Here is a 22,969-nt window from a genome sequence, read left to right as displayed (position 1 = left end):
GCGCTGGATGTTTCTTATGGCTATGCGTTCACACTATTGCGGTCTCGTGACCGAAGCCCTGCTGGGCCAAACCGTTACCTTGTCGGGCTGGGTCAATCGTCGTCGTGACCATGGTGGTGTGATCTTCATCGACCTGCGCGACCGCGAAGGTTATGTGCAGGTGGTCTGCGACCCGGACCGTGCCGAGATGTTCAAGGTGGCCGAAGAAGTGCGCAACGAATTCTGCGTGCAGGTCAAGGGGGTGGTGCGTGCCCGTCCGGACGGCACCACCAACGACAAACTCAAGAGCGGTCAGATCGAAGTGCTGTGCCACGAGCTCAAGGTGCTCAACCCCTCGGTCACGCCTCCGTTCCAGATCGATGAGGACAACCTCAGCGAAACCACCCGCCTGACCCACCGCGTGCTGGACCTGCGCCGCCCTTACATGCAGAACAACCTGATGCTGCGCTACCGCGTGGCCATGGAAGTGCGCAAGTTCCTCGATGCCAACGGCTTCATCGACATCGAAACCCCGATGCTGACCAAGTCCACGCCCGAAGGCGCGCGTGACTACCTGGTGCCCAGCCGCGTGCATGACGGCCAGTTCTTCGCGCTGCCCCAGTCGCCCCAGCTGTTCAAGCAGCTGCTGATGGTGGCCGGCTTCGACCGCTACTACCAGATCACCAAGTGCTTCCGCGACGAAGACCTGCGCGCTGACCGCCAGCCCGAATTCACGCAGATCGATATCGAAACGTCCTTCATGGAAGAGCAGGACATCCGTGACATGTTCCAGGGCATGATCAAGACCGTGTTCCAGAACACCCTGGGCGTGGACCTGGGCGAGTTCCCGGTCATGACCTACCAGGACGCGGCCTTCCGTTTCGGCTCTGACAAGCCCGACCTGCGCGTCAAGCTCGAGTTCACCGAGCTGACCGATGTGATGGCCGATGTTGATTTCAAGGTGTTCTCCACCCCCGCCACCACCAAGGGTGGCCGCGTGGTGGCCCTGCGTGTGCCGGGCGGCGCCAAGGAAGGTTCGGGCCTGTCGCGCGGTGAGATCGACAGCTACACCGAGTTCGTCAAGATCTACGGCGCCAAGGGCCTGGCCTGGATCAAGGTCAACGACCTGAGCAAGGGCCGCGACGGCCTGCAAAGCCCCATCGTCAAGAACCTGCACGACAAGGCCATCACCGAGATCCTGGCCCGCACCGGTGCCCAGGACGGCGACCTGCTGTTCTTCGGTGCTGACAAGGAAAAGATCGTCAACGACTCCATCGGAGCCCTGCGCATCAAGATCGGGCACAGCGAATTCGGCAAGAAGAACGGTCTGTTCGAGCACCGCTGGGCCCCGCTGTGGGTGGTCGACTTCCCGATGTTCGAGTTCGACGAAGATGCTCAGCGCTGGAACGCCGTGCACCACCCCTTCACCGCGCCCAAGGACGGTCATGAGGACTGGATGGTCACCGCGCCTGAGAAGTGCATCTCCAAGGGCTACGACATGGTGCTCAATGGCTGGGAAATGGGTGGCGGCTCGGTCCGTATCCACCGCGCCGATGTGCAGCAGAAGGTGTTCGACGCCCTCAAGATCAGCCCCGAAGAAGCCCAGCAGAAGTTCGGCTTCCTGCTCGACGCCCTGCAGTACGGTGCACCTCCGCACGGTGGCCTGGCCTTCGGCCTGGACCGTATCGTGACGCTGATGACCGGCGCCGAGTCGATCCGTGACGTGATCGCCTTCCCCAAGACCCAGCGCGCCCAGTGTCTGTTGACCCAGGCCCCGAGCCCGGTGGACGAAAAGCAGCTGCGCGAACTGCACATCCGCCTGCGCAACGCCACGCCCGCCGCCTGAGGCCGGCAAATCCCCTGATCACCGGACGATCAGGACCGCAGCGGCCACGGCGCAAGCCCTGGCCGCTTTTCTTTTTGCCCCGGAGATTCTCATGCCCGAGTCGCGCGCCCACAAGATTCCCGAGTCGGTGCTGGTGCTGATCCACACACCCGACCGGCAGGTGCTGCTGATCCGGCGTGCCGATGCTGGCGAGCATTGGCAATCCGTCACCGGCAGCAAGGACCATGTGGACGAAAGCTGGCTCGACACCGCGGTGCGCGAGGTGATGGAGGAGACCGGCATCGACGCCCTGGCCCCAGGGCATCGCCTGCTGGATTGGGGGCTGGAGAATGTCTATGACATCTGGCCCGAGTGGCAGCATCGCTACGCACCCGGTGTGCAGCGCAATCGCGAGCGCGTGTTCGGCCTGACCGTACCCAGTCCTCTGTCCGTGCGCCTGAGCCCCCGCGAACACACGGCCAGCCAGTGGCTGCCTTGGCTGGCGGCAGCGGATCGGTGTTTTTCGGCGTCCAATGCCGAGGCCTGCTTGATGCTGCCTCGGTTTCTGGCGTGACCGCCGCCTGCGCCTCAGCGCCCTGGGCGCAGACGCAGCGCGTCCAGGCCCTGGGTCAGAGCCTCTGATTTCGATTCGGCTTGAGGCATGGGTGGTGCCTCTGCTGGCGCTTGGGCGGCTTGCAGGCTTTCAGCCGCCTGGGCCTTGGCCTCAGCGCGTTTGCGCAGGCGCAGCGTCACCCCACCGGGTTGGCGTTCGCTGTCCTGCCCCAGCACGGCCCGCGCCGGGGTGGTGCCGCAGCGGCTTCGCAAGGCGTCGATCTGCTGTTGCAGCGGCTCAGCCTGGGCGATGCGGGCCTGGTGGCGCAACAGCACCTGTTGCGACATGTCGAGCAGCTTGACGTTCAGAGTGGCTTCGCTGTGCTCCAGCAGGCTGCGCACGGCGCCGGCCGGATCGCCTGACAGGCTCAGGCCCATGGCGCGCTCGGCGGTGCCGTTGATCTCTTGCAGGCAGGCGCGAATGGTGTCTGCATAGGGCGTGTGCAGGTGGCACGCGTTGGCCATCAATTCGCTCAGGCCCCGGGTGTTGGCGTAGCGCATGCCCAGTTGTTTGATCCAGCCACTGCCTTCGGAGAGGTCGATCGAGGTGTGGGCCAACACCGACAGCAGGCCTGCGAGGTTGCAGGAGGCCTCGAAATCAAAATCAACATCGCTCAATTGGGCGGCCATTCTGCGCACCATCTCGACCGCACGGGCAAATTGCCTTTGAAGAATCTGTTGCAGTGCGCCAGTCACTTCGGCGAAGCGCCGCACCCGGGGGCTGTCGGGGTGCCGTTCCAGAATGCGGGCGCAGTCGGCCATGCAGCGTTCCATGCCTTTGCGGTCGTTGTCCGCAAAATAGGCAAAGGCCAGCAGCACGATGGACTGGAAGTCGAACAGCTTGGAGTCGATGCCCAGGATGGTGGCCCGGGCCAGGGCCTTGGTCGCTGTGACGCGGTCACCCATGTAGAACGCCATCATGCCGAACTTCTGCTGCCGCCCGACCGAATCGGGGGTCAGCGAGCTGGCGGTGCGGTAGGTCTCCAGGGCCTCGGCAAAATTGCCCACCTCGACCTGGGCGCGCCCGAGCACGTCGTAGGCGTCGGTGTAGCTGGCGTCTTCCCCGATCAGGCCCATCAAGGTGGTGATGGCGCGGGTGGCCTGGCCAGATTCGACCTGGGCCCGGGCCACGCCCAGTTTGGCCCAGGGCAGGGCACGGGCGGCAATCACGGCTTCGAACAGGGTGCGGGCCTCGTCATGGCGCCCCAGGCGCAGCAGCAATTCGGTGCCGATGCGAGCGGCGTACAGCCAATAGGGCTGCTGGGCCTCGAAGCGCTGGACGCACAGGCTGGCGGCCAGCTCGAAGTTCTCGTCTTCGATGGCACTGAAGATCGGCATCAGGTGCACTTTGCGCAGGCGCGCCAGGCTGAGCCGGTCGAACAGGGCCACCGGGGTGAAGGGCTTGAGCAGGTAGCCGTCCAGAGCTGATTCCGCGGCTTCGGCCACCGAGGCGTAGGACGCTTCGGCGGTCACCATGAAAAAAACAGTCGAGAAGGGCAGCAGGTGGGCCCGGCGCAGGTCATCGAGCAGGGTCTGGCCGGATTCGTTGGTTTCGTCGAAGTACTGCTCGCACAGCACAAAATCGAACACCGTGTGCTCCAGCCGGTTGCGGGCATCCCGCACCCGGCTGCACTGCACCACCTTGCCCACGCCGTAGTCGCGCAACTGGCCAGCCAGGATGCTGCGCGAAGTGGCATTGCTGTCGATCACCAGGGCCAGGCAATCGGCAATGTCGCGTTGGGGGGCTGTTGCCATGTGTTGTGTTCGTTGTAGTACTGACCAAGCACCGATTTTTGCCTGAAGATAGTTTAGAACGGGTGTTACGCCGCGAAATCAGAAAATTTACCTAGTCCGTGTCTGTTTCAGGCGGCACGCGCCTGCCGAGGGATGGGCCACAATTCCAGCATGGACAAAGACGGCGTTTTTCGGGTGGCCACCTGGAACATTCACAAAGGCGTGCGCGGCATGGGGCCGACGCGCCGGCTTGAGATTCATGACATTGGCCATGGCGTGGAGCAACTGGACGCCGATGTGGTCTGCCTGCAGGAGGTGCGCAAGGTGCATCGCCGTGAGCAGAGCCACTTTGCACGCTGGCCGGCCATGCCGCAGGCCGACTACCTGGCCCCCGAGGGCTATGAAGCCGTCTACCGGACCAATGCCGTCACCCGCCATGGCGAGCACGGCAATGCCCTGCTCACGCGCTGGCCCGTGGTCAACCACCAGCACGAGGACATGTCCGACCACCGTTTCGAGCAGCGCGGCCTGCTGCATGTGGAGATCATGGTGGCGGATCGGCCGGTGCATGTGATCGTGGTGCACCTGGGGCTGATTCCAGGCAGCCGGGTGCGGCAGGTGGAGCAACTGCGTCGCTTCATCGCCCGCGAAGTGCGGGTCAGCGAGCCCTTGATCGTGGCGGGTGACTTCAATGAGTTTGGCGGCACGCTGAGCCGCACGCTGCGCCACGATGGCCTGATCGAGTTCGAGGCCACACGTCACCCCACCTTCCCGTCGCGCCTGCCCCTGGCGCAGCTGGACCACATTTACGCCCGCGGCCTGGCCCCGATCCGTGCCGAAGTGCCGCATGGGCGGGCCTGGGCCCGCATGTCCGACCACCTGCCCTTGATCACCGATTTCAGGTTCTAGCCATGCCGCGGGCCCATGGCTTGAGTTACCGCGCCGGCCACGAGGTGGAGTTGCTGCAGGGCAGCACCGAGTTCTTTCCGGCCCTGATCGCCGGCATGGATGCGGCGCGCCACAGCATCTGGCTGGAGACCTACATCTTTGATTTCACCGGCAGCGCGCAGGACGTGGCCCAGGCCCTGGCGCGGGCGGCACTGCGCGGCGTGTCGGTGCGCGTGGTGGTGGATGGTGTGGGCACCGATGCGATTCCCACGCTCTGGCGGCAGCGCTGGCAGGCTGCGGGCGTGCAGTGGCGGGTCTTTTCACCCTTGGGGCCGGGCGGTCTGCTGATCCCCAACCGCTGGCGCCGCCTGCACCGCAAACTGTGCGTGCTGGATGGCGAGCGTCTGTTCTGCGGCGGCATCAATGTGTTGGATGACTGGTACGACCCGCACCATGGGGCGCTGCGGCAGCCGCGCTTTGATCTGGCCGTGAGTCTGTCCGGCCCGGTGGTGGCCGAGGCCATGGACACCATGTCGCGCCTGTGGTGGCGCCTGGAAGCGGCGCAGGCCATCCGGTCGCGGCGCCTGCCGCGGGCCCTGGAGGACTGGCGCCAGGCGCTGCCGGCGCCAGCCTCTGGCACCCTGCGCAACGGGCCCCAGGGCCTGCGCGCTGCCCTGGTGCTGCGCGACAACCTGCGGCATCGGGCGCGCATCGAAAAGGCCTACCTGCGGGCCATCGGGGCAGCGCGCGAGGAGGTGCTGATTGCGAACGCGTACTTCCTGCCCGGGCGCAAGCTGCGCCGCGCCCTGGTGATGGCGGCTCAGCGCGGCGTGCGGGTGCAGTTGCTGCTGCAGGGGCGCTATGAAAGCTTCATGCAGCACCACGCGGCCCGTCCGGTGTACGGCCCCTTGCTCGCCGCCGGCGTGGAGATCCACGAGTACGAGCCCAGCTTTCTGCATGCCAAGGTGGCGGTGGTGGACGGCTGCTGGAGCACGGTGGGCTCGTCCAACCTCGATCCGCTGAGCCTGTTGCTGGCCCGCGAGGCCAATGTGGTCATCGACGACCGCGAGTTTGCCGCTGGCCTGCGCAGTGCCTTGCACGCCGCCATGCGGCAGGCCGGGCGCCCGGTGCAGCCCGAGCTACTGGCGCGGCGCTCCTGGCATTTGCGGGTGCTGGACCGGGTGGCGTTCGGTCTGATGCGGCTGGCCTTGTGGCTGACCGGCCATCGTTACTGAGCACAGGTCCGTTCAACAGGGCTTCATTGCTACTTATTGTGTAGCGTGAAACCCTTGTTCCGCAGTGGCTATCGGCCTATAAACCCCAAAATTCAATCGCTGTTACCATCCTTGGCTGTTTGGACAGAGTACAAGCCGCAATGAACCCAATCAACCCGGACGAGGGCACCCCCGTCTCGCTGAAAATCCGTGAGCGCCTGGCCGCAGCGCGCAAGCGTTTCAACGCCAACGACAACATCGCCGAGTTCATCCAGCCCGGTGAACTCGAGAAGCTGCTCGACGAAGTCGAGCACAAGATGCAAGGCGTGCTCGACAGCCTGGTGATCGACACCGAGCGGGACCACAACACCAACAACACCGCCCGCCGGGTGGCCAAGATGTACCTGAACGAGGTGTTCAAGGGCCGCTACGTGGCGGCCCCGCCGATCACCGAGTTCCCCAATGCGGAACACCTCAACGAGCTGATGATCGTCGGCCCGATCACGGTGCGCAGCGCCTGCAGCCACCATTTCTGCCCGGTCATGGGCCGCATCTGGATCGGGGTGATGCCCAATGAGCACACCAATGTGATCGGTCTGTCCAAGTACGCCCGACTGGTCGACTGGGTGATGGGGCGCCCCCAGATCCAGGAAGAAGCTGTGGTGCAGCTGGCCGACCTGATCCAGGAGAAGACCCAGCCTGATGGCCTGGCCATCGTGATGGAGGCCAGTCATTTCTGCATGTCCTGGCGCGGCGTGCGCGAAATGGACAGCAAAATGATCAACTCGGTGATGCGTGGCGTGTTCCTCAAGGATTCCGCGCTGCGCCGTGAATTCCTCTCCCTGATTCCTCGCAAGGACTGACCATGCTTGTTCGTCTGCTCTACGCCAGCCGCGTGGTTGACAATTCGCCGGCCGCGATCGACGCCATCCTGGCCCAGTCGCGCCAACACAACCCGGGTTCGGGCATCACGGGCGTGCTGTGCTACGGCGGCGGCATTTTTCTGCAGGCCATCGAAGGCGGTCGTTCTGCCGTCAATGAACTCTACGGTCATATCCTGCGCGACACCCGACACAGCCAGGTCGAGCTGCTGGTCTATGAAGAAATCTCCGAGCGCCATTTCGGCGGTTGGACCATGGGTTTGGTGAACCTGTCCAAGCTCAACACCTCCATCCTGCTCAAGTACTCCGAGCGCCCCGAACTCGACCCCTATGCCGTGTCTGGCCAGGTCTCTCTGGCCCTGCTCGAAGAGCTGATGGCCACCGCCGCCATCATCGGCCGGGCCTGAGCACGGTCTGGTGTTTCGCCCACGGCGCTTGAGCAGCGCCGGGCTGGCTTCATGAGTCTTCTGTCTTTCTCGCTGGTCATGCTGGCCGGCCTCATCCATGCCCTTTGGAACATCGCGGCCAAACGGGCTGGGGGTGATTCCCGCTTCGCCTTCTTCACCTCCTTTCTGATGATGGGGGTGTGGGCGCCGGCCGGTCTGTGGATGGGCTGGGGCGTGGTCAATGGCTGGGGGGCCGCCGAGTGGGGGCTGATCACCCTCAGCGGGTTGCTGCACGTGGTCTATTACGTCACCCTGCTGCGCGGCTACCAGCGTGCCGACCTCACCGTGGTGTACCCATTGGCGCGGGGCTCCGGGCCTTTGCTGTCCTCTGCCGTGGCCTTGTTGTTGCTGGGTGAGCAGTTGACGGCCTCCAGCGGGCTGGGCCTGCTGGGCGTGGTGCTGGGGGTGTTTCTGGTGGCGGGTGGCCCGGGCCTGTGGCGGGCTGGCCGCAGTGCCGAGCACCAGGCGCGGGTGCGCCTGGGCCTGGTGTACGGGCTGCTCACCGGCGCCTTCATCGCCAGCTACACCGTGGTCGACGGCTATGCTGTCAAGGTGATGCTGATGTCGCCCGTGCTGATCGACTACATGGGCAATTTCGTGCGTGTGGCCGCGCTGGCGCCCCAGGTGTGGCGGGACCGGCCCGAGGCTGCCCGACTGTGGCGCCTGCAATGGAAGCATGCCCTGCTGGTGGCCTGCATCAGCCCAGTCTCTTACGTGTTGGTGCTGTATGCGATGCAGACAGCGCCGCTGTCGCATGTGGCCCCGGCGCGCGAGGTCTCGATGCTGTTTGCCGCGTTGATCGGCGGGCACCTGCTGGGCGAGGGCGATCGCCTGGCCCGCGTGGGCGGGGCCGTGCTGATCGCTGCTGGTGTGGTCTTGCTGGGGCTGGGCTGAACATGGCGGACCCCACCTCCCCGATGCTGCTGCTGGGCTGCGACTTCAGCAGCCGGCCGACGCGGCGCAAGCCGGTGCTGTTGGCCCTGGGCCATGAGCGTGCCGGCCGGGTGGTGCTGAGCCGCCTGGAGCGCCTGCAGACGCTGGAGGCCTACGCCGCCTGGCTGGCCGAGCCCCGTGAATGGGTGGGCGGCTTTGACCTGCCTTTCGGGCTGCCGCGTGAGCTGGTCTGCACCCTGGGCTGGCCCACCGACTGGGCGGCCTGCATGGCGCACTATGCCAGCCTGTCGCGTGAACAGATCCGGGCCGAATTCTCGGCCTTTTGTGATGCCCGCCCCGTGGGGGGCAAGTTCGCCCATCGGGCCACGGACGGGCCGGCCGGGTCCAGCCCGTCGATGAAATGGGTCAACCCACCCGTGGCCTACATGATGCATGCGGGCGTGCCCCCCTTGCTGGCCGCCGGGGTGCAATTGCCGGGCCTGTGGCAGCCTGCGGCATCGCTCGGCGCACCCACCCGGGTGGCGCTGGAGGCTTACCCTGGCCTGCTGGCCCGCGAGGTGCTGGGCAAGCGCTCGTACAAAAGCGATGACCCGGCCAAACAGACGCCCGAGCGCCTGATTGCGCGCAAAGACCTGATCACCGCGCTGGAGCAGGGCCAGACCCGCCTGGGGCTGAGCCTCAAGCTCAGCCACGCCCAGCGCGACGCCCTGGTGGACGACGCCAGCGGCGACAGCCTGGATGCCGTGCTGTGCCTGCTGCAGGCGGCCTGGGCACAGCGCCGTCATGTTGCGGGGGCCCCGCTGTATGGCTTGCCGCCTGGCCTGGACCCGCTGGAGGGCTGGATCGTCAGTGCGGCCTGGCCCGGCTGAGCCGCGCGCGACCGGCGCATCGACACCCGCCAGGGGCCCTCGCTACACTTGCCACATCACTGTGCTTCACCCCGCAGGCCTGAGCAGGCCCCGCGGTGGGAGAACAACACCATGAAATCGACCCGATACTCGTCTTATCAGCCCTTGCTGAAAGTCCTGGCCCAGGCCGCCATCGCTGATCGACCCGAAGGTTGGTCCGAGGGCGAGTTGTGCCTGGTGCAGGATGGACCGGCCTTGGTGTCTCGGCTTCGGCGTTCCGAAGTGGAGCCAGAGCAGCCCGCCCCTGCGCGGGTGCAGGCCGCGGCACAGGCCCTGGCCCAGGCACTGACGCAGGATGGGCTGCCCTGGGTGGGCTGCCGCATCGGGTTTTTCCGCAAGTCGGTGGGTTGGGGGGTGCGGGTGCGAATCACGCCCAGCCATGGAGCGCCCGAGTTGGACCTGACGCCTGACCGGGGGGCCCCTCTGACCGCTCCCAAGCCGACTTTGCCGGCGGCAGGCGCGGTCACTGCGGCATTGGACCGATCGGGGCTGCCTGGGCTGGATGACCCGTTCGTTCTGCAGCCGCAGGCAGGGGTGAGCCCGAGCGTGGCCCCACCAGCGCGACCCCAGACCGAGGCCATGCCGCTCTCAACTCGCCCTGCGCCACCGGATCCGACCCTGCTGGCGGGGCGCCGGCTCTGTCCGCATTGCCGCGTTGACAGCCTGCGCTTCATGTTGCGTGATGCGGGCACCGACCACTACCAATGCGAGCGCTGTGGCTACAAGCTCGCCATGGTGGCGCCAGAGTTTGGTGATGTGTCCTTTCCCATCAAACCTCATCCCGATGAGCGCGATGGGCCACACCCGGCGCAACCCGAGCTCCAGGCCGATGGGCGTATCACCGGCCCAGACTACTCGATTCACCTGAGCAGTCCCGAGACCTTGATGTACCAAAGCGGCAACATGCATGTCCCGGTGCGGGTGGTGCAGGATGTGGCGCGCGGCCTGCGTGTGCTGGAGGCCGAGCGCCTGTCCACGGTCGATACCCCGTTCGGGGCCCGCATGCTGACACCCCGCGAGCACGAGAGCATTCTTCAACACCTGAGGCAGGCGGTTCATCTGCTGCCCGGGCGTTACCTGGTGGAGTGAAGGCATGAACAGGCTGCGATTTCCGCTGTCAGGCCCGCGGTTCCTGGGGATCGGCCTGGCGGCCTGTCTGCTCGCCGGCCTGGCGCAGGCGGGCCCCGCCCCCTGGTTTGTGTGGCGCAGCAAGCTCGACGGCAAGGAGATCTGCGCCCAGGCCTCACCCGGTGCGGGCTGGGCGCAGCAAGGCGGGCCGTTTCTGGACGCCGACTGCCGCAAGCTGCCACCGCGGCTGCTGCCGATGTGAGTCAGCCTGGCACGGAAGTCACCGCGACACCTACCTGTGCCAGATCCAGGTCCTGGTAGAGCTGGCGTGCCAAGGCCGCCAGGCGACGCGATTCGGGCTGCTGGTTGCACAGCGGCTGCAGCAGGTTCTGGGCGCCCACCCACTGGCCTGATTGCAACAGCGCATCCAGGTGGATCTGCGCAAACAGATCGCGCTGCGCATGGCTGCCACCGATTTCACTCAGGCGCGGCAGCGCCTGGCCCAGCCTCTGGGCGCTGCGCTCGTACTGGCCCTCGGCATGGGCCAGCAAGGCTTCGGCGGCATGCACCGCCACCTGCTGCCAGGCGGGGCGCAGCGGGCCGGTGGCCTGCTCCGCATGGTGGTGCAAGGCCTGCAGCCGGGCCCGGGCCTCGCCCCGATGGCCCGCGCGGGCCAGGCCGTACAGGTATTGCAGATCGAGAAAAGGCAGCACGTGGTCGGGCTGGCGCCGCAGCAGATGCTGCCCCAAGTCCTGCCAGCGTGGGCCCACATCGACGCCGGCCAGCTCCAGCCGTGCCAGCAGCGAAATGGCGTTGATCTGGTCCTGGCTGTAGTCCTTCACCACGCCCCAGACCTGCTCGTCAAACAGGTGCAAAGCCTCGTCGAAGTCGCCTCGCTCCAGTTCGAACAAGGCCAGGTGCCACCAGTTGTGGGTCTGCATGAAGGAGTTCAGCCCCACCCAGCTGGCGCTGGCCTCGCGCATGAAGCCACGCCCTTCCTCCAGACGCCCTTCGGTCAGCATCACGTGGGCCAGCGCATGCTGCGCCCAGGGCTCTTTGGGGCTCAGGCGCAGGGCCGTGCGTGCGGCGGCCTCGGCCTGGCGCAGCAGATGGCATTGCTCCCAGGCAAAGGCCGCCATGCCATGCAGGTGGGGCACATCGGCCGCGTGGGGCAGGGCGGCCAGCGCCAGGCGCAGCATGCCGGGCGACTGCCCCTGGTTGAACAGGTGGTATTGCCCCAGCTTGAGCGAGGCCAGATCGCGCGGGAACTGGCGCGCCTGCTCCTCGTGCAGGGCCACAGCGCGGGCCAGATCCCCCCGCACCCAGGCCGCCACTGCGGCAATGAAGCGCTGCTCGCGCTCGGTAGCGCCAGGCGCCTGCGCCTCGGCCCGTTCGATGAAGGGCCGGGCCTGCGCCGGTGCGTCGCCCGTCTCGGCAAACATGTGCAGTGCCGCCGCATAAGCTTGCACCAGCGGGCTGTCGTCCTGCACCGCCTGCAGCACGTTCACACAGCGCGCCTCGCAGGCGATGAAGCCTTCGACAAAGTCATTCAGCGGCCCCAGGCTGGCCGGGTCATGCAGGGTGACCGGGTTGCCCAGGCTGTCGGTGGTGGCGGGCGGCAACTGCGTCATGCTTGCGGCGGTTCCGGCCAGGGGCGTTGCGGGTCGCGGATCAACTCGAAGGCGCGGGCCACGCGCAGCACGCCGAGGTCGTCAAAACGGGCGCCGGCGATCTGCAGGCCGATGGGCAGGCCGGCGCGGGTGTAGCCGCAGTTGATCGAGGCGGCGGGCTGCTCCGACATGTTGAAGGGCACGGTGAAGCCGATGTGCTCCAGCCCATGCAGGGGGTCGTCGGTGGGCGAGGGCAGTTCGGCCGGGAAGGCCGGCATGGGCGCGGTGGGCGAGATCACGTAGTCGAAGGCGCTGCAGGCCTTCACGCTGGCCAGCCGGGTCTGGTGGAACTGGTGGCTGGCGTTGAAGACCTCGACCCCGCTCAGGCCGGCAGCACTGTCGGCCCATCGGCGGATGTAGGGCAGCACCTTGTCGGCCTGGGCCGGCGGCAGGGCCGACAGGTCGATGTGCGAGCGCATGCGCCAGTAGTGGTCCATGCCCTCGAGCATGGCCTGGGTCATGAAGGGTTGCAGGGGCTCGATGTGGGCACCGGCCTGGGCCAGCAGGGCCGCAGCGCGTTCGACGGCGGCCCGCACTTCGGGCTCGACCGGCAGGCCGCAGCCGGCGTCCAGCAGCAGGCCGATGCGCAGGCCGCGCAAGGCGTCGACCCCGGTGTCGAACTGCGACCAGGCGATGTCCTGCCAGGGCAGGCTCATGCTGTCGCGCGCATCGGGCTGCGACAGCACCTGCATCATCAGCGCGGCATCGGCCACGCTGCGCGTCATGGGGCCGGCGGCACGGCCGGTGTAGGGCGGATCGATGGGGATGCGGCCCAGGCTGGGCTTGAGGCCGAAGATGCCGCACCAACTGGCAGGCAGCCGGATCGAGCCGCCGATGTCGGTGCCGATGTGCAGCGGGCCATAGCCAGCGGCCGCTGCAGCCCCTGCGCCCGAGCTGGAGCCGCCCGGGCCCTTGCTCAGGTCCCAGGGGTTGCGCGCCAGGGCATGGAAGGTGGACAGGCCCGAGGAAAGCATGCCGTAGTCGGGCATGGTGGTCTTGCTGACGATGACCGCGCCGGCTTCTTTCATGCGGGCCGCAGGGGGGGCGTCGGCGGCGGCCGGGTTCAGGCTGACGGCTGCGCTGCCCAGGGGGGTGGGGTCGCCCTCGGTGGCGATGTTGTCCTTGAGGGTGGCCGGCACGCCGTCGAGCAGGCCCAGGGGCTGGCCCTTGAGCCAGCGCGCCTCGGCCGCGCGGGCCTGGGCCAGGGCCGCCTCGGGCCGGTACAGCCAGGTGGCGCACAGGGCGGGCTCCCAGCGCTCGATCTGGCGGATCACGGCCTCGGTCACCTCCACCGGTGACAGGGTTCGCTGCCGGTAGGCCGCGATCAGGGTGTGGGCTTCAAGGCTGTGCAGGGGCTGGCCAGCAAGGTCGGCAGTGGGCATGGTTTACCAGGACAGGGCAGAGAGGTCGTTGACGAAGACCGGCATGTCTTTCCACAGGCCCTTGAGGTTCTTGTGGCCGATCGTGATCCATTGCGGCTGGAACAGGAAGGCGTGCACCGAGTCTTCGGCCAGCAGCTTCTGCGCTTCGCCCAGCAGCTTGGCCCGGTCGGCCTCGCGCGGGGTGTTGTTGATCTTCTTGAACAGCTCGTTGAACTTGGGCGACTCGTAGTTCCAGTAGTAGCCCGGCTTGGCAAAGTTGGCCAGGTCGAAGGGTTCGACGTGCGAGATGATGGTCAGGTCGTAGTTCTTGTTGGCGTAGACGCCGCTGAGCCACTGGGCCCATTCCACGTTCTGCGTCTTGGCCACGATGCCGATCTTGGCCAGTTGCGAGGTGATCACCTCACCGCCCTGGCGCGCGTAGGGCACGGGGGGCAGCAACAGGTTCAGCTCGAGTGGCGTGGTGACGCCGGCCTCTTTGAGCAGGGCCTTGGCCTTCTCTGGGTTGAAGGGGTTGATGCCGGTGGTGTCGACATAGCCCAGGGCGCCCGGCACGTAGTGGCTGCCGATGGGCACGCCGTAGCCGTCCACGGCGCCTTCGATCACGGCCTTGCGGTCGATGGCGGCGGCGATGGCACGGCGCACGCGCACATCATCGAGCGGCTTTTTCTTGTTGTTGATGGCCAGGATGGTCTTGGCCCGCGAGCCCGCCACGATGACCTGGAACTGCGGGTTGCCCTTGAACTGAGGCACGGCCCGCTGGGTCACGCGCTGGAAGCCATCCACATCGCCGGCCAGCAAGGCCGCCACCTGGGCCGCCGGGTCGCCGATGAAGCGGAAGGTGGCCTTCTTGATCTTGATGGCGGCCGCATTGCGGTAGCCGTCCCATTTGCCCAGCACCACGCTGGCGCCCTTGTTCCAGGCATCGAGCTTGTAGGGGCCGGTGCCGATGGGCTTGGTGGCGTTGGTGTCGACGCTCTTGGGCTCGACGATGATGGCCGTGGCCTGGCCCAGCACGAACAGGAAGTCGGGATCGATCTCCTTGCGCAGGACCACCACCGTGCTGTCGTCCACCACCTGGGTGCTCATTTCGGCAAAGGTGCGCTTGTCCTTGTTGGTGCTCTTGTCGCCGCCGGCACGGTCGAACGAGAACTTGACGGCGGCGGCATTGAAGGGCTCGCCGTTCTGGAACTTCACACCTTTGCGCAGCTTGAAGGTGTAGGTCTTCAGGTCGGGCGACACCTCCCAGCTTTCGGCCAGCAGGGGGGTGACGCTGCCGTCGGCATTGATCTTGGTGAGGGTCTCGAAGATGTTGTACTGCACCACCTCGGCAATCGCCGAGGCGGCGCCGGCGGTGGGGTCCAGGCCTGGCGGCTCCAGGGTCATGCCCAGCACCACCGAATCTTTGCGGTTTTGGGCCAGGGCTTCCAGGGAGGTGCTTGCGCTCAGGGCGGCCAGGGCGCCAGAGCTCAGGACGGTGCGGCGGTTGATCATGGGGTCATGCTCCAGAAAAAGCCAGAAAAAGCCGGGAATGGACTGGGATCACACCCATACACCAGCGTCCCCGGGGGGCAGGCGCTGGCGGATGGGCCGATGGAAATTTCATTGTAGAAGCCTGCCGCCGGGCGGCGATATGCGGCATCGTCATATCGGCTGTCATGCCGCATCGACCCGGCGCGGCTTGCGTTGGCGCTGCCCGGGCCGGGCCTGCGGAACGGCCTGAAGCAGGGTCTGGGTGTAGGGGTGGGTGGCGGCGCTGAACAGCACATCGGGCGTGCCTTGTTCGACGATCTGCCCCTTGAACAGCACGGCCACGTCGTCGCAGAGGTGGTTGACCACGGCCAGATCGTGGCTGATCAGCATGTAGGTGATGCCATGGTGGGTCTGCAGCTCTTGCATCAGGTTCAGCACCTGCGCCTGCACCGACACATCGAGCGCGCTGACGGGCTCGTCGGCCACGATCAGGCGCGGGCGGGTGATCAGGGCCCGGGCGATGGCGATGCGCTGGCGTTGGCCGCCCGAGAACTCATGCGGGTATTTGTCGAGGTCGGTGGGGCGCAGGCCCACCTCACGCAGCACCTCACCGGCTTGCTGCCGGGCTTGTTCGCGGCTGACACCGTTGGCCACACCCAGGCCGTACAGGGGTTCGGTGACGATGCGCTCCACCGTCTGGCGCGGGTCGAGCGAGCCATAGGGGTCCTGAAACACCATCTGGAAATGCTGGCGGGCCTGGCGCAGTGCGGCCGGCGTCAGCGTGTGCAGGTTCTGGCCTTCCAGCTCGACCGTGCCCGCGGTGGGCTGGTCCAGCGCCATCACCAGGCGGGCCAGGGTGGATTTGCCCGAACCGGATTCGCCCACGATGCCCAGGCTGCGGCCGGCCTGGATCTCGAAGCTCACGCCTTGCAGGGCTTTCACGCTGGCTGGCGGACGCCACAGGCTTTCGCGGGGCAGGGTGTACTCACGCACCAGATGCTGCACTCGCAGCAAGGGGGCGTGGCTTGGCGGGATGGGGGCGCGTGCGCTCATGCCTGGGCCTCTGCGGGCAGTTCGGGGCTGTGCCAGCAGCTCACCAGGTGGGGGGACAGTTCATCCGCTGCTTCGGGGCTGCTGACCTGGCGCGCGACAGGGCGTTGCTGTTCGCATTGCGCTGTGCTCAGGGCGCAGCGGCCGGCAAAGGCGCAGCCCGCAGGCAGGTCGACAAGCTCAGGCACGGTGCCGGCGATGGTGGCCAGCGCCGGGCGCGGCCCGGGGGGGCGGGGGCCCAGGCGGGGGCGGGCGGCGAACAGGCCGCGCGTGTAAGGGTGGGCCATGCGGGCGAAGACGGCCTCGGTCGGGCCGCTTTCGACCACGCTGCCGCCATACATCACCAGCATGCGGTCGACGTTGTTGGCGATCACGCCCAGGTCGTGCGAGATCAGCATCAAGGCCATGCCGCGTTCGTCCACCAGTTCGTTGATCAGGTCCAGGATCTGGCGCTGCACCGTGACATCGAGGGCGGTGGTGGGCTCGTCGGCTATCAGCAGATCGGGGTTGCAGGCCAGGGCCATGGCGATGGTGATGCGCTGGCGCTGGCCGCCCGAGAACTGATGGGGGTAGGCGTCCACGCGCTGGGCCGCGTTCGGGATGCCCACCCGGTCGAGCAGGGCGATGGCTTCGGCGCGTGCTGCGCTGGCACCCATGCCGCGGTGCAGGCGCAGGGGCTCGGCCACCTGGTGGCCGATGGTGTGCACCGGGTTGAGTGCCGTCATGGGCTCCTGGAAGATCATGGCCAGGCGGTCGCCGCGCAGGCGGCACAGCTGGTTTTCGTCCATGCCCACCAGCTCCTGGCCTTCAAAGCGGATGCTGCCGCGCACCTGGGCGCCTTCGGGCAGCAGGCCCATCAAGGCCATCACGGTGAGCGACTTGCCGCAGCCTGATTCGCCGATCAGGCCCAGGGCATCGCCTTTGTCGAGCGAGAAGCTGAGCCCGCGCACGGCGTCGGCCGGGCCCCGTGGGGTTTGCAGCCGGATGTGGAGGTCTTGAACGTCGAGCAGGGCCATCGGTGCTTGCAGGTGGAGCGGGTTGATCAGCGTTTGCGCGCCAGGCGGGGGTCGAGCAGGTCACGCAGGCCGTCGCCGAGCAGGTTCAGGCCCAGCACGGCCAGCGCAATGGCCAGGCCCGGAAACACGGCCAGCAGCGGCGCCTGAAAGAGCATGCTCTGCGCCTCGCTGAGCATGCGGCCCCAGGAGGGCTGGGGGGGCTGCGTGCCCAGGCCCAGGTAGGACAGGGCGGCCTCGGCCAGGATGGCCAGGGCGAACTGGATGGTGGCCTGCACCACCAGCACCGACACGATGTTGGGCAGCACGTGGTCGCGGGTGATCTGCCAGGTGCTGCGGCCGCAGGCCCGGGCGGCCAGCACGAACTCGCGTGACCAGACCGCATTGGCCGAGGCCCGGGTGACGCGGGCAAAGGTGGGGATGTTGAAGATGCCGATGGCGATGATGGAGTTGACCATGCCGGCGCCGAACACGGCCGTCAGCATGATGGCCGACAGGATGGCCGGAAACGCGAAGGTGAAATCGGCCAGGCGCATCACCAGCTCTTCGGTCCAGCCGCGGCGGGCCGAGGCCAGCAGGCCCAGGGCCGTGCCCAGGCCGATGCCGATGCCCACCGCGATCAGGCCCACCGCAATCGAGCTGCGGGCGCCCACCAGCAGCAGCGAGGCCACATCGCGCCCGAAGGTGTCGGTGCCCAGCCAGTGCTGCCACGACGGGCCCTGCAACTTGAGGCTGAGGTCGACCTCATAAGGCGACCAGGGCGTCCAGGCGTAGGACAGGGCGGCCGCCAGGATCAGCAGCGCGGTCAGCACACCACCCAGCACAAAGCTGGGGTGGCGGGCGGCCCGCTTCAGGAATCCGGGGGGTGTGATGGCGGCGGCGGAGGGGGCCGGATGGGGCTGCGGGCTCATATGTCGCTGGCTTTCACGCGGGGGTCGATCACGGCATACAGCAGGTCGACCACAAAGTTCACCACCACCACCATGCTGGCCAGCAGCATCACGCAGTTGCGCACCACGATCAGGTCGCGGTTGGCAATCGACTGGAAGATCAGGCGCCCCAGGCCGGGCAGGAAGAACACGTTCTCGACCACGATGGTGCCGGCCAGCAGGTTGGCAAACTGCAGGCCCATCACGGTGATCACCGGGATCAGGGCGTTGCGCAGCACATGGCGCCACAGCGTGGCGCGCCGGCTCAGGCCCTTGGCCCGGGCGGTGCGCACAAAGTCTTCGCGCATCACCTCCAGGACGGCCGAGCGTGTGATGCGCGCCAGGATGGCGGCCTGCACCACGGCCAGCGAGAGGGCCGGCAGCAGCAGCGACTTGAGGGCTTCCAGGGGTTCGTCTTCCCAGCCCGGAAACCCGCCGGCCGAGAACCATTTGAGGTGCACCGAGAACAGCAGGATCAGCAGGATGGCGAACCAGAAGTTGGGAATGGCGATGCCGATCTGGGCCAGGCTCATCACCCCCACATCGCCCGCCTTGTTGTGGTGTGAGGCCGCGTACAGGCCGGCCAGCAAGGCGATCACCGTGGTGATGAGCATGGCCAGCAGCGCCAGGGGCACGGTCAGGGCCAGCCGCTCCAGCACCAGCTCGAGCACGGGGGTGCTGTACGTGTAGCTGTTGCCCAGATCACCCTGCAGCATGCCGCTCACCCAGTGGCCGTAACGTGTGAGTGCGGGTTGGTCGAGCCCCAGCTGGGTGGTGAGAGCAGCCACGGCCTCGGGGGCGGCGTCTGGCCCCATCAGCATCTGGGCCGCGTTGCCCGGCAGGACCTCCAGCACAGTGAAGATCACGACGGACGCGCCGACCAGGGTGGCCAGAAAGGTCAGAAAGCGTTTGAACAGGAACAGACTCATGGGCCGCTGGGCTGCCAGGGCAGGGCCATGGCGTTGGGGTTGTTTCCGTGAAAGCAGACCAGCATATCGGAAACTGCCGCATCCGGTTGTCGCGCTGGCGGAGTGCCGCAGAAAAGCGACAAATGAATGGAGTGTTCACTTAACCGGACGGCATTGACCGTGGCGTATCGGTGAATGCCTGCGGCCGCAGAGTGGCCGGGGCGATCGCGGGATAATGCAGCCTATGCTTTGCAAGCCCTGTCTACCGTTGAAACAGCCGTCCACGCGATGCGCCAAGGAGTGCGCATGGCACTGATGATCACCGATGAATGCATCAACTGCGATGTGTGCGAACCCGAGTGCCCCAACCAGGCCATTTTCCTGGGGCCTGAGATCTATGAGATCAACCCCGCCAAGTGCACCGAGTGCGTGGGACACTTTGACGAGCCCCAGTGTGTGCAGGTGTGCCCGGTGGCCTGCATCCCGGTGAACCCGCAGCACGTGGAGAACCGCGAGACGCTGATGCAGAAGTATTTGCGTCTGCAGGCTTCGGCTCAGGCCTGAGGATCGGCCGGCGTGGCCGGTGTTGCTGGCGTTGTTGCCGGGGGCTGAGCCGGCGCGGCGGGCTTGGGCGGCTTGGGGCGAGGCGGCTTGCTGGTGTGGATCAGCAGGGTGGCCTTCTCCATCTGCCCTTCCATGAGGGCCGGGGCGGCCTTCAGCGTGCGCTCGATGCAGGTCTCGATGGCGTCGCGTTGCTCGGGTGCGGGTTTCTTGAGCACCCAGTTCACCACCTCTGATTTCACGCCCGGGTGCCCGATGCCCAGGCGCAGCCGCCAATAGCGGTCGGAGCCCAATTGGGCATGGATGTCGCGCAGCCCATTGTGGCCGGCGTGGCTGCCACCGAGTTTGAGCTTGGCTTCGCCGGGCACCACGTCGAGCTCGTCGTGCACCACCAGGATTTCCTCGGGCTGGATCTTGTAGAAGCGCGCCAGCGCAGAGACCGACCGGCCCGAGAGGTTCATGAAGGTCTGCGGCTCCAGCAGCCAGAGCGTCTGGCCATTGACATTGGCCCGTGCCACCTTGGCCTGGTAGGCCTTGTCGGGCGTCAGGCTGACCTTGAGGGTGCGTGCCAGTTCGTCAATCCACCAAAAGCCGGCGTTGTGGCGGGTGGCTTCGTATTCGGTGCCGGGATTGCCCAGGCCTACAAACAGCTTGATCATGGGGTGAGATTATCTGCGGGGTCTGATTCGAGGGGCGCCATGCAAAACGGCCCACCGAGGTGGGCCGTTTTGCAGGGAGGGCAGGCTTGAAGGCCAGCCATCCGAGGGGAGGTAAAAACAGGCCAGGCCTGAGATTACTTCTTGCCCTTCTTGGCGGGAGCAGCAGGAGCAGCGGCCACCGGAGCGATGACTTCTTCCACCGGGGCCACGACCGACACCAGAACCGGGTTCTTCTTGCCGTGGGTGACGGCGGTCACGCCCTTGGGCAATTGGATGTCGTTCAGGTGCAGGGACACGCCCTTCTTCAGGTCCTTCAGGTCCACGGCGATGAACTCAGGCAGGTCGGCCGGCAGGCAGGCGACTTCGAGTTCTGAGACGACGTGGTTGATCAGGCACTTGTCGGCCTTCACAGCAGGCGATTCTTCTTCACCGCTGTAGTGCAGAGGCACTTTCATAGACAGACGGGTCTTGGCATCGACGCGTTGGAAGTCGATGTGCAGAACCAGTTGCTTGAACGGGTGGTATTGCACGTCGCGCAGCAGAACCTTGCCTTCTTGGCCGTTCAGTTCCATGTCCAGGATGGAGGCGTGGAAGGCTTCCTTCTTCAGGGCATGCCACAGAGCGTTGTGGTCCAACTCGATCAGCTGGGGTTCCTTGCCCTCACCACCGTAGACGATACCGGGCGTGCGGCCCGTGATGCGCAGACGGCGGCTCGCACCCGTACCCTGCTTGGCGCGCTCAAAAGCGACGAATTTCATAGTGAACTCCTGATGGGGTCGACCGCGACCAGTGCGACCCTGATTTGAAAATGGGCTGGCGGCATGCTGCCGTCAGCCCTCTGTGTGTTCTATCGACCGGAACGTTCAGTTTCAGTTCTGACCGTCTTGATCGGAGAACAGGCTCATCACCGACTCACCGCGGGCAATGCGCTGGATCGTTTCTGCGATCAGCGGAGCCACGGAGAGTTGGCGGATCTTGCTGCATTCCTTGGCGGCATCGCTCAAGGGAATGGTGTTGGTGACCACGACTTCGTCCAGGGCTGAGCCCTTGGAGATGCGTTCGATGGCCGGGCCCGAGAAGATCGGGTGGGTGCAATAGGCATACACCTTCTTGGCGCCACGTTCCTTCAGAACTTCGGCGGCCTTCACCAGGGTGCCCGCGGTGTCGATCATGTCGTCCATGATCACGCAGTTGCGGCCTTCGATTTCGCCGATCACGTGCATCACTTCGCTCACGTTGGCCTTGGGCCGACGCTTGTCGATGATGGCCAGATCGCAACCCAGTTGCTTCGCCAGGGCGCGTGCACGCACCACACCACCCACATCGGGTGACACGACGATCAGGTCTTCGTAATTCTTTTGACGCAGGTCGCCCAGCAGAACGGGCGAGGCGTAGATGTTGTCCACCGGGATATCGAAGAACCCCTGGATCTGGTCAGCATGCAGATCCATGGTCAGCACGCGGGCCACGCCCACGGTCTGCAGCAGGTTGGCAACGATCTTGGCGGAGATGGGTACGCGGGTGGAGCGAGGACGACGGTCCTGGCGGGCATAGCCGAAGTAGGGGATCACGGCACTGATGCGCTCGGCCGATGCACGCTTGAGTGCGTCGACCATGATGAGCAGTTCCATCAGGTTTTCGTTGGTCGGAGCGCAGGTGGACTGAACCACGAACACATCACGGGCGCGAACGTTTTGGTTGATCTCGACAGTGACTTCACCATCGGAAAAACGACCCACATGGGCCGCGCCGAGCGTGGTGCCGAGGTTTTTAGCAATTTCAGCGGCCAGACCAGGATTGGCGTTGCCCGTGAAAACCATGAAATCAGGAGGGGTGGCTTGCATGAGCGTCCAGCGGTCTGAAGGAAATTGGCCTGTGCGTGCAAAGAATTTGGCAGGGGAGGAAGGGCTCGAACCCTCGAATGCCGGAATCAAAATCCGGTGCCTTAACCAACTTGGCGACTCCCCTACACAGGTTGATGTCTGAAGTCAGACACCCACCGACAACTTTTCGCTGGAAGCCCAACCCAACAAAGGGTGAACTTCCATGTTGCTGCACTCTCGGATCTTCCAGATGCCTGGCGCATCCTTCAAACCTACCGAGTGAGTGATGTGTGAAAACACAGCACTTCCTGAGCCCGTCATTCTAGCATCTAAATTCTGTTGTTTCAGCCAACTGAGGGCATTTGAAACTTCAGGACAAAGTTGCTGAGCAACTGACTGCAGGTCATTTTTACCGTACCGGTAGTGATCAGCAGCGAAGCCTTCGATTGTAGCAGCGTTTTTTGACCACTCCAGCAAAGGCGATGAAAAAATTTTTGCAGTTTCCAGTCCGGCCTGGGGTTTCACCACGATGAAACGTGCCGGCGGGCACTGCGCAGAATTTTCCAACGGGCGGATTATCTCACCAATTCCTTCGACCCAGGCGTTGCGCCCTCGAATGAAGAAAGGCACATCGGCTCCCAGCCGGATCGCCAGCTCGCACAGGCGTTCGGTGCTGAAGTTGAGCTTCCAGAGCCGGTTGAGGGCCAAGAGGGTTGAGGCGGCGTCGGATGAGCCACCGCCCATGCCGGCTTGCGCAGGGATCTGCTTGTCGATGCTGATGTGCACCCCCTCCTGAACCTGGCCGGCTTGTTGCAGCAAGCGGGCGGCCCGCACCGCCAGGTCATCGGCGGGCAGGGGCTCGGTCAGGTCGGTGCGTTCGATGCGGCCATCGTGGCGCAGTTCGAAATGCAGGGTGTCGCACCAGTCGATCAGCATGAACACCGACTGCAGCAGGTGGTAGCCGTCCGGGCGGCGCCCGTTGATGTGCAGAAACAGGTTGAGTTTGGCGGGGGCCGGAACGTCGTAAATCGCCTTCATGGGGCCATTATCCGGCC

23 protein-coding genes and 1 tRNA gene are annotated in these 22,969 nt (G+C 65.8%); 11 read left to right on the top strand and 13 right to left on the bottom strand.

The features are described from left to right. Positions 1 to 16 precede the first annotated feature (16 nt). Positions 17 to 1,825, top strand: coding sequence for an aspartate--tRNA ligase (gene aspS, locus F624_RS0119725; protein WP_031255626.1), 1,809 nt, complete (start codon positions 17 to 19; stop codon positions 1,823 to 1,825). A gap of 91 nt (positions 1,826 to 1,916) precedes the next feature. Then, positions 1,917 to 2,378, top strand: coding sequence for a dihydroneopterin triphosphate diphosphatase (nudB, locus tag F624_RS0119720; RefSeq protein WP_019576070.1), 462 nt, complete (start codon positions 1,917 to 1,919; stop codon positions 2,376 to 2,378). A 14-nt stretch (positions 2,379 to 2,392) separates the two neighbouring features. Here the strand turns inward: nudB and F624_RS0119715 are convergent, their stop codons facing one another. After that, positions 2,393 to 4,171 carry a response regulator gene (locus tag F624_RS0119715; protein ID WP_019576069.1) on the bottom strand — a complete coding sequence of 593 codons (1,779 nt, stop codon included), beginning with the start codon at positions 4,169 to 4,171 and terminating at the stop codon, positions 2,393 to 2,395. A gap of 150 nt (positions 4,172 to 4,321) precedes the next feature. On the opposite strand from F624_RS0119715, the gene F624_RS0119710 reads away from it, so the two are divergent. The 8 genes from F624_RS0119710 to F624_RS0119675 all read left to right on the top strand — a co-directional run bounded on the left by F624_RS0119710 (position 4,322) and on the right by F624_RS0119675 (position 10,711). Next, positions 4,322 to 5,059 carry an endonuclease/exonuclease/phosphatase family protein gene (locus F624_RS0119710; RefSeq protein WP_157443533.1) on the top strand — a complete coding sequence of 246 codons (738 nt, stop codon included), beginning with the start codon at positions 4,322 to 4,324 and terminating at the stop codon, positions 5,057 to 5,059. Between the two features lie 2 nt (positions 5,060 to 5,061). After that, entirely contained in the window at positions 5,062 to 6,273 is a 1,212-nt protein-coding gene (clsB, locus tag F624_RS0119705; RefSeq protein ID WP_019576067.1) for a cardiolipin synthase ClsB, read from the top strand. A 140-nt stretch (positions 6,274 to 6,413) separates the two neighbouring features. Beyond that, entirely contained in the window at positions 6,414 to 7,115 is a 702-nt protein-coding gene (gene folE, locus F624_RS0119700; RefSeq protein ID WP_019576066.1) for a GTP cyclohydrolase I, read from the top strand. A gap of 2 nt (positions 7,116 to 7,117) precedes the next feature. Next, the gene (locus F624_RS0119695; protein WP_019576065.1) at positions 7,118 to 7,540 is read left to right on the top strand and encodes a BLUF domain-containing protein; all 423 of its coding nucleotides are present in this window, start codon (positions 7,118 to 7,120) and stop codon (positions 7,538 to 7,540) included. Between the two features lie 51 nt (positions 7,541 to 7,591). Beyond that, positions 7,592 to 8,473 (top strand): EamA family transporter, encoded by an 882-nt coding sequence (locus F624_RS0119690; RefSeq protein ID WP_019576064.1) that lies wholly within the window; start codon positions 7,592 to 7,594, stop codon positions 8,471 to 8,473. Positions 8,474 to 8,475: 2 nt separating this feature from the next. After that, positions 8,476 to 9,342, top strand: a complete 867-nt coding sequence (locus tag F624_RS0119685) for a DUF429 domain-containing protein (RefSeq protein ID WP_019576063.1) — start codon at positions 8,476 to 8,478, stop codon at positions 9,340 to 9,342. 111 nt (positions 9,343 to 9,453) lie between these two features. Continuing rightward, positions 9,454 to 10,470, top strand: coding sequence for a hypothetical protein (locus tag F624_RS0119680; protein ID WP_157443532.1), 1,017 nt, complete (start codon positions 9,454 to 9,456; stop codon positions 10,468 to 10,470). A 4-nt stretch (positions 10,471 to 10,474) separates the two neighbouring features. Next, the gene (locus F624_RS0119675; protein WP_019576061.1) at positions 10,475 to 10,711 is read left to right on the top strand and encodes a hypothetical protein; all 237 of its coding nucleotides are present in this window, start codon (positions 10,475 to 10,477) and stop codon (positions 10,709 to 10,711) included. A gap of 1 nt (position 10,712) precedes the next feature. Here F624_RS0119675 and F624_RS0119670 read toward each other — a convergent pair whose 3' ends face one another. The 7 genes from F624_RS0119670 to F624_RS0119640 form a co-directional block, all read right to left on the bottom strand. Further along, complete coding sequence (locus F624_RS0119670; RefSeq protein WP_019576060.1) at positions 10,713 to 12,080, bottom strand: tetratricopeptide repeat protein; 1,368 nt, start codon at positions 12,078 to 12,080, stop codon at positions 10,713 to 10,715. After that, positions 12,077 to 13,501 (bottom strand): amidase, encoded by a 1,425-nt coding sequence (locus F624_RS0119665; RefSeq protein WP_019576059.1) that lies wholly within the window; start codon positions 13,499 to 13,501, stop codon positions 12,077 to 12,079. The genes F624_RS0119670 and F624_RS0119665 overlap by 4 nt, the downstream gene beginning before the upstream one ends. Before the next feature lie 3 nt (positions 13,502 to 13,504). Continuing rightward, positions 13,505 to 14,992, bottom strand: a complete 1,488-nt coding sequence (locus F624_RS0119660) for an ABC transporter substrate-binding protein (protein ID WP_019576058.1) — start codon at positions 14,990 to 14,992, stop codon at positions 13,505 to 13,507. A gap of 162 nt (positions 14,993 to 15,154) precedes the next feature. Further along, the gene (locus F624_RS0119655) at positions 15,155 to 16,024 is read right to left on the bottom strand and encodes an ATP-binding cassette domain-containing protein (RefSeq protein ID WP_031255622.1); all 870 of its coding nucleotides are present in this window, start codon (positions 16,022 to 16,024) and stop codon (positions 15,155 to 15,157) included. Beyond that, positions 16,021 to 17,037, bottom strand: coding sequence for an ABC transporter ATP-binding protein (locus F624_RS0119650; protein ID WP_019576056.1), 1,017 nt, complete (start codon positions 17,035 to 17,037; stop codon positions 16,021 to 16,023). The genes F624_RS0119655 and F624_RS0119650 overlap by 4 nt, the downstream gene beginning before the upstream one ends. Before the next feature lie 26 nt (positions 17,038 to 17,063). Then, entirely contained in the window at positions 17,064 to 17,945 is an 882-nt protein-coding gene (locus F624_RS0119645; protein WP_019576055.1) for an ABC transporter permease, read from the bottom strand. Next, positions 17,942 to 18,892, bottom strand: a complete 951-nt coding sequence (locus F624_RS0119640; protein WP_019576054.1) for an ABC transporter permease — start codon at positions 18,890 to 18,892, stop codon at positions 17,942 to 17,944. Before F624_RS0119640 ends, F624_RS0119645 begins: the two co-directional genes overlap by 4 nt. Positions 18,893 to 19,177: 285 nt before the next feature. Here F624_RS0119640 and F624_RS0119635 point away from each other — a divergent pair, with 285 nt between their 5' ends. Next, on the top strand, positions 19,178 to 19,435 hold the full coding sequence (locus F624_RS0119635; RefSeq protein ID WP_031255619.1) for a YfhL family 4Fe-4S dicluster ferredoxin: 258 nt from the start codon (positions 19,178 to 19,180) through the stop codon (positions 19,433 to 19,435). Here the strand turns inward: F624_RS0119635 and pth are convergent. The 5 genes from pth to ispE all read right to left on the bottom strand — a co-directional run bounded on the left by pth (position 19,426) and on the right by ispE (position 22,952). Further along, entirely contained in the window at positions 19,426 to 20,091 is a 666-nt protein-coding gene (pth, locus tag F624_RS0119630; protein WP_019576052.1) for an aminoacyl-tRNA hydrolase, read from the bottom strand. The genes F624_RS0119635 and pth overlap by 10 nt on opposite strands. 134 nt (positions 20,092 to 20,225) lie before the next feature. After that, a complete protein-coding gene (locus F624_RS0119625; RefSeq protein ID WP_019576051.1) occupies positions 20,226 to 20,849 on the bottom strand; it encodes a 50S ribosomal protein L25/general stress protein Ctc in 624 nt (207 codons plus the stop codon). A gap of 111 nt (positions 20,850 to 20,960) precedes the next feature. Beyond that, positions 20,961 to 21,935, bottom strand: coding sequence for a ribose-phosphate pyrophosphokinase (locus F624_RS0119620; protein WP_019576050.1), 975 nt, complete (start codon positions 21,933 to 21,935; stop codon positions 20,961 to 20,963). 47 nt (positions 21,936 to 21,982) lie between these two features. Then, a tRNA-Gln gene (locus F624_RS0119615) sits at positions 21,983 to 22,059 on the bottom strand. Between the two features lie 20 nt (positions 22,060 to 22,079). Next, a complete protein-coding gene (ispE, locus tag F624_RS0119610; protein WP_019576049.1) occupies positions 22,080 to 22,952 on the bottom strand; it encodes a 4-(cytidine 5'-diphospho)-2-C-methyl-D-erythritol kinase in 873 nt (290 codons plus the stop codon). Between the last annotated feature and the right edge of the window lie 17 nt (positions 22,953 to 22,969).

Source organism: Curvibacter lanceolatus ATCC 14669 (genome assembly GCF_000381265.1).
Classification (GTDB): domain Bacteria; phylum Pseudomonadota; class Gammaproteobacteria; order Burkholderiales; family Burkholderiaceae_C; genus Curvibacter; species Curvibacter lanceolatus.
Note: the sequence above shows the minus strand (reverse complement) of the source record. Positions and strands in the feature narration are given on the sequence as shown.

Excerpts from the sequence above, each read along its gene's own strand:
- F624_RS0119680 (WP_157443532.1), top strand. The coding sequence starts at position 9,454 with ATGAAATCGACCCGATACTCGTCTTATCAGCCCTTGCTGAAAGTCCTG.
- pth (WP_019576052.1), bottom strand. The coding sequence starts at position 20,091 with ATGATCAAGCTGTTTGTAGGCCTGGGCAATCCCGGCACCGAATACGAA.
- ispE (WP_019576049.1), bottom strand. The coding sequence starts at position 22,952 with ATGAAGGCGATTTACGACGTTCCGGCCCCCGCCAAACTCAACCTGTTT.
- folE (WP_019576066.1), top strand. The coding sequence starts at position 6,414 with ATGAACCCAATCAACCCGGACGAGGGCACCCCCGTCTCGCTGAAAATC.
- F624_RS0119690 (WP_019576064.1), top strand. The coding sequence starts at position 7,592 with ATGAGTCTTCTGTCTTTCTCGCTGGTCATGCTGGCCGGCCTCATCCAT.
- F624_RS0119665 (WP_019576059.1), bottom strand. The coding sequence starts at position 13,501 with ATGCCCACTGCCGACCTTGCTGGCCAGCCCCTGCACAGCCTTGAAGCC.
- F624_RS0119620 (WP_019576050.1), bottom strand. The coding sequence starts at position 21,935 with ATGCAAGCCACCCCTCCTGATTTCATGGTTTTCACGGGCAACGCCAAT.
- F624_RS0119645 (WP_019576055.1), bottom strand. The coding sequence starts at position 17,945 with ATGAGCCCGCAGCCCCATCCGGCCCCCTCCGCCGCCGCCATCACACCC.
- F624_RS0119710 (WP_157443533.1), top strand. The coding sequence starts at position 4,322 with ATGGACAAAGACGGCGTTTTTCGGGTGGCCACCTGGAACATTCACAAA.
- F624_RS0119685 (WP_019576063.1), top strand. The coding sequence starts at position 8,476 with ATGGCGGACCCCACCTCCCCGATGCTGCTGCTGGGCTGCGACTTCAGC.
- F624_RS0119650 (WP_019576056.1), bottom strand. The coding sequence starts at position 17,037 with ATGGCCCTGCTCGACGTTCAAGACCTCCACATCCGGCTGCAAACCCCA.
- nudB (WP_019576070.1), top strand. The coding sequence starts at position 1,917 with ATGCCCGAGTCGCGCGCCCACAAGATTCCCGAGTCGGTGCTGGTGCTG.
- aspS (WP_031255626.1), top strand. The coding sequence starts at position 17 with ATGGCTATGCGTTCACACTATTGCGGTCTCGTGACCGAAGCCCTGCTG.
- F624_RS0119655 (WP_031255622.1), bottom strand. The coding sequence starts at position 16,024 with ATGAGCGCACGCGCCCCCATCCCGCCAAGCCACGCCCCCTTGCTGCGA.
- F624_RS0119670 (WP_019576060.1), bottom strand. The coding sequence starts at position 12,080 with ATGACGCAGTTGCCGCCCGCCACCACCGACAGCCTGGGCAACCCGGTC.
- F624_RS0119635 (WP_031255619.1), top strand. The coding sequence starts at position 19,178 with ATGGCACTGATGATCACCGATGAATGCATCAACTGCGATGTGTGCGAA.
- F624_RS0119675 (WP_019576061.1), top strand. The coding sequence starts at position 10,475 with ATGAACAGGCTGCGATTTCCGCTGTCAGGCCCGCGGTTCCTGGGGATC.
- F624_RS0119715 (WP_019576069.1), bottom strand. The coding sequence starts at position 4,171 with ATGGCAACAGCCCCCCAACGCGACATTGCCGATTGCCTGGCCCTGGTG.
- F624_RS0119640 (WP_019576054.1), bottom strand. The coding sequence starts at position 18,892 with ATGAGTCTGTTCCTGTTCAAACGCTTTCTGACCTTTCTGGCCACCCTG.
- F624_RS0119660 (WP_019576058.1), bottom strand. The coding sequence starts at position 14,992 with ATGATCAACCGCCGCACCGTCCTGAGCTCTGGCGCCCTGGCCGCCCTG.
- F624_RS0119695 (WP_019576065.1), top strand. The coding sequence starts at position 7,118 with ATGCTTGTTCGTCTGCTCTACGCCAGCCGCGTGGTTGACAATTCGCCG.
- F624_RS0119625 (WP_019576051.1), bottom strand. The coding sequence starts at position 20,849 with ATGAAATTCGTCGCTTTTGAGCGCGCCAAGCAGGGTACGGGTGCGAGC.
- clsB (WP_019576067.1), top strand. The coding sequence starts at position 5,062 with ATGCCGCGGGCCCATGGCTTGAGTTACCGCGCCGGCCACGAGGTGGAG.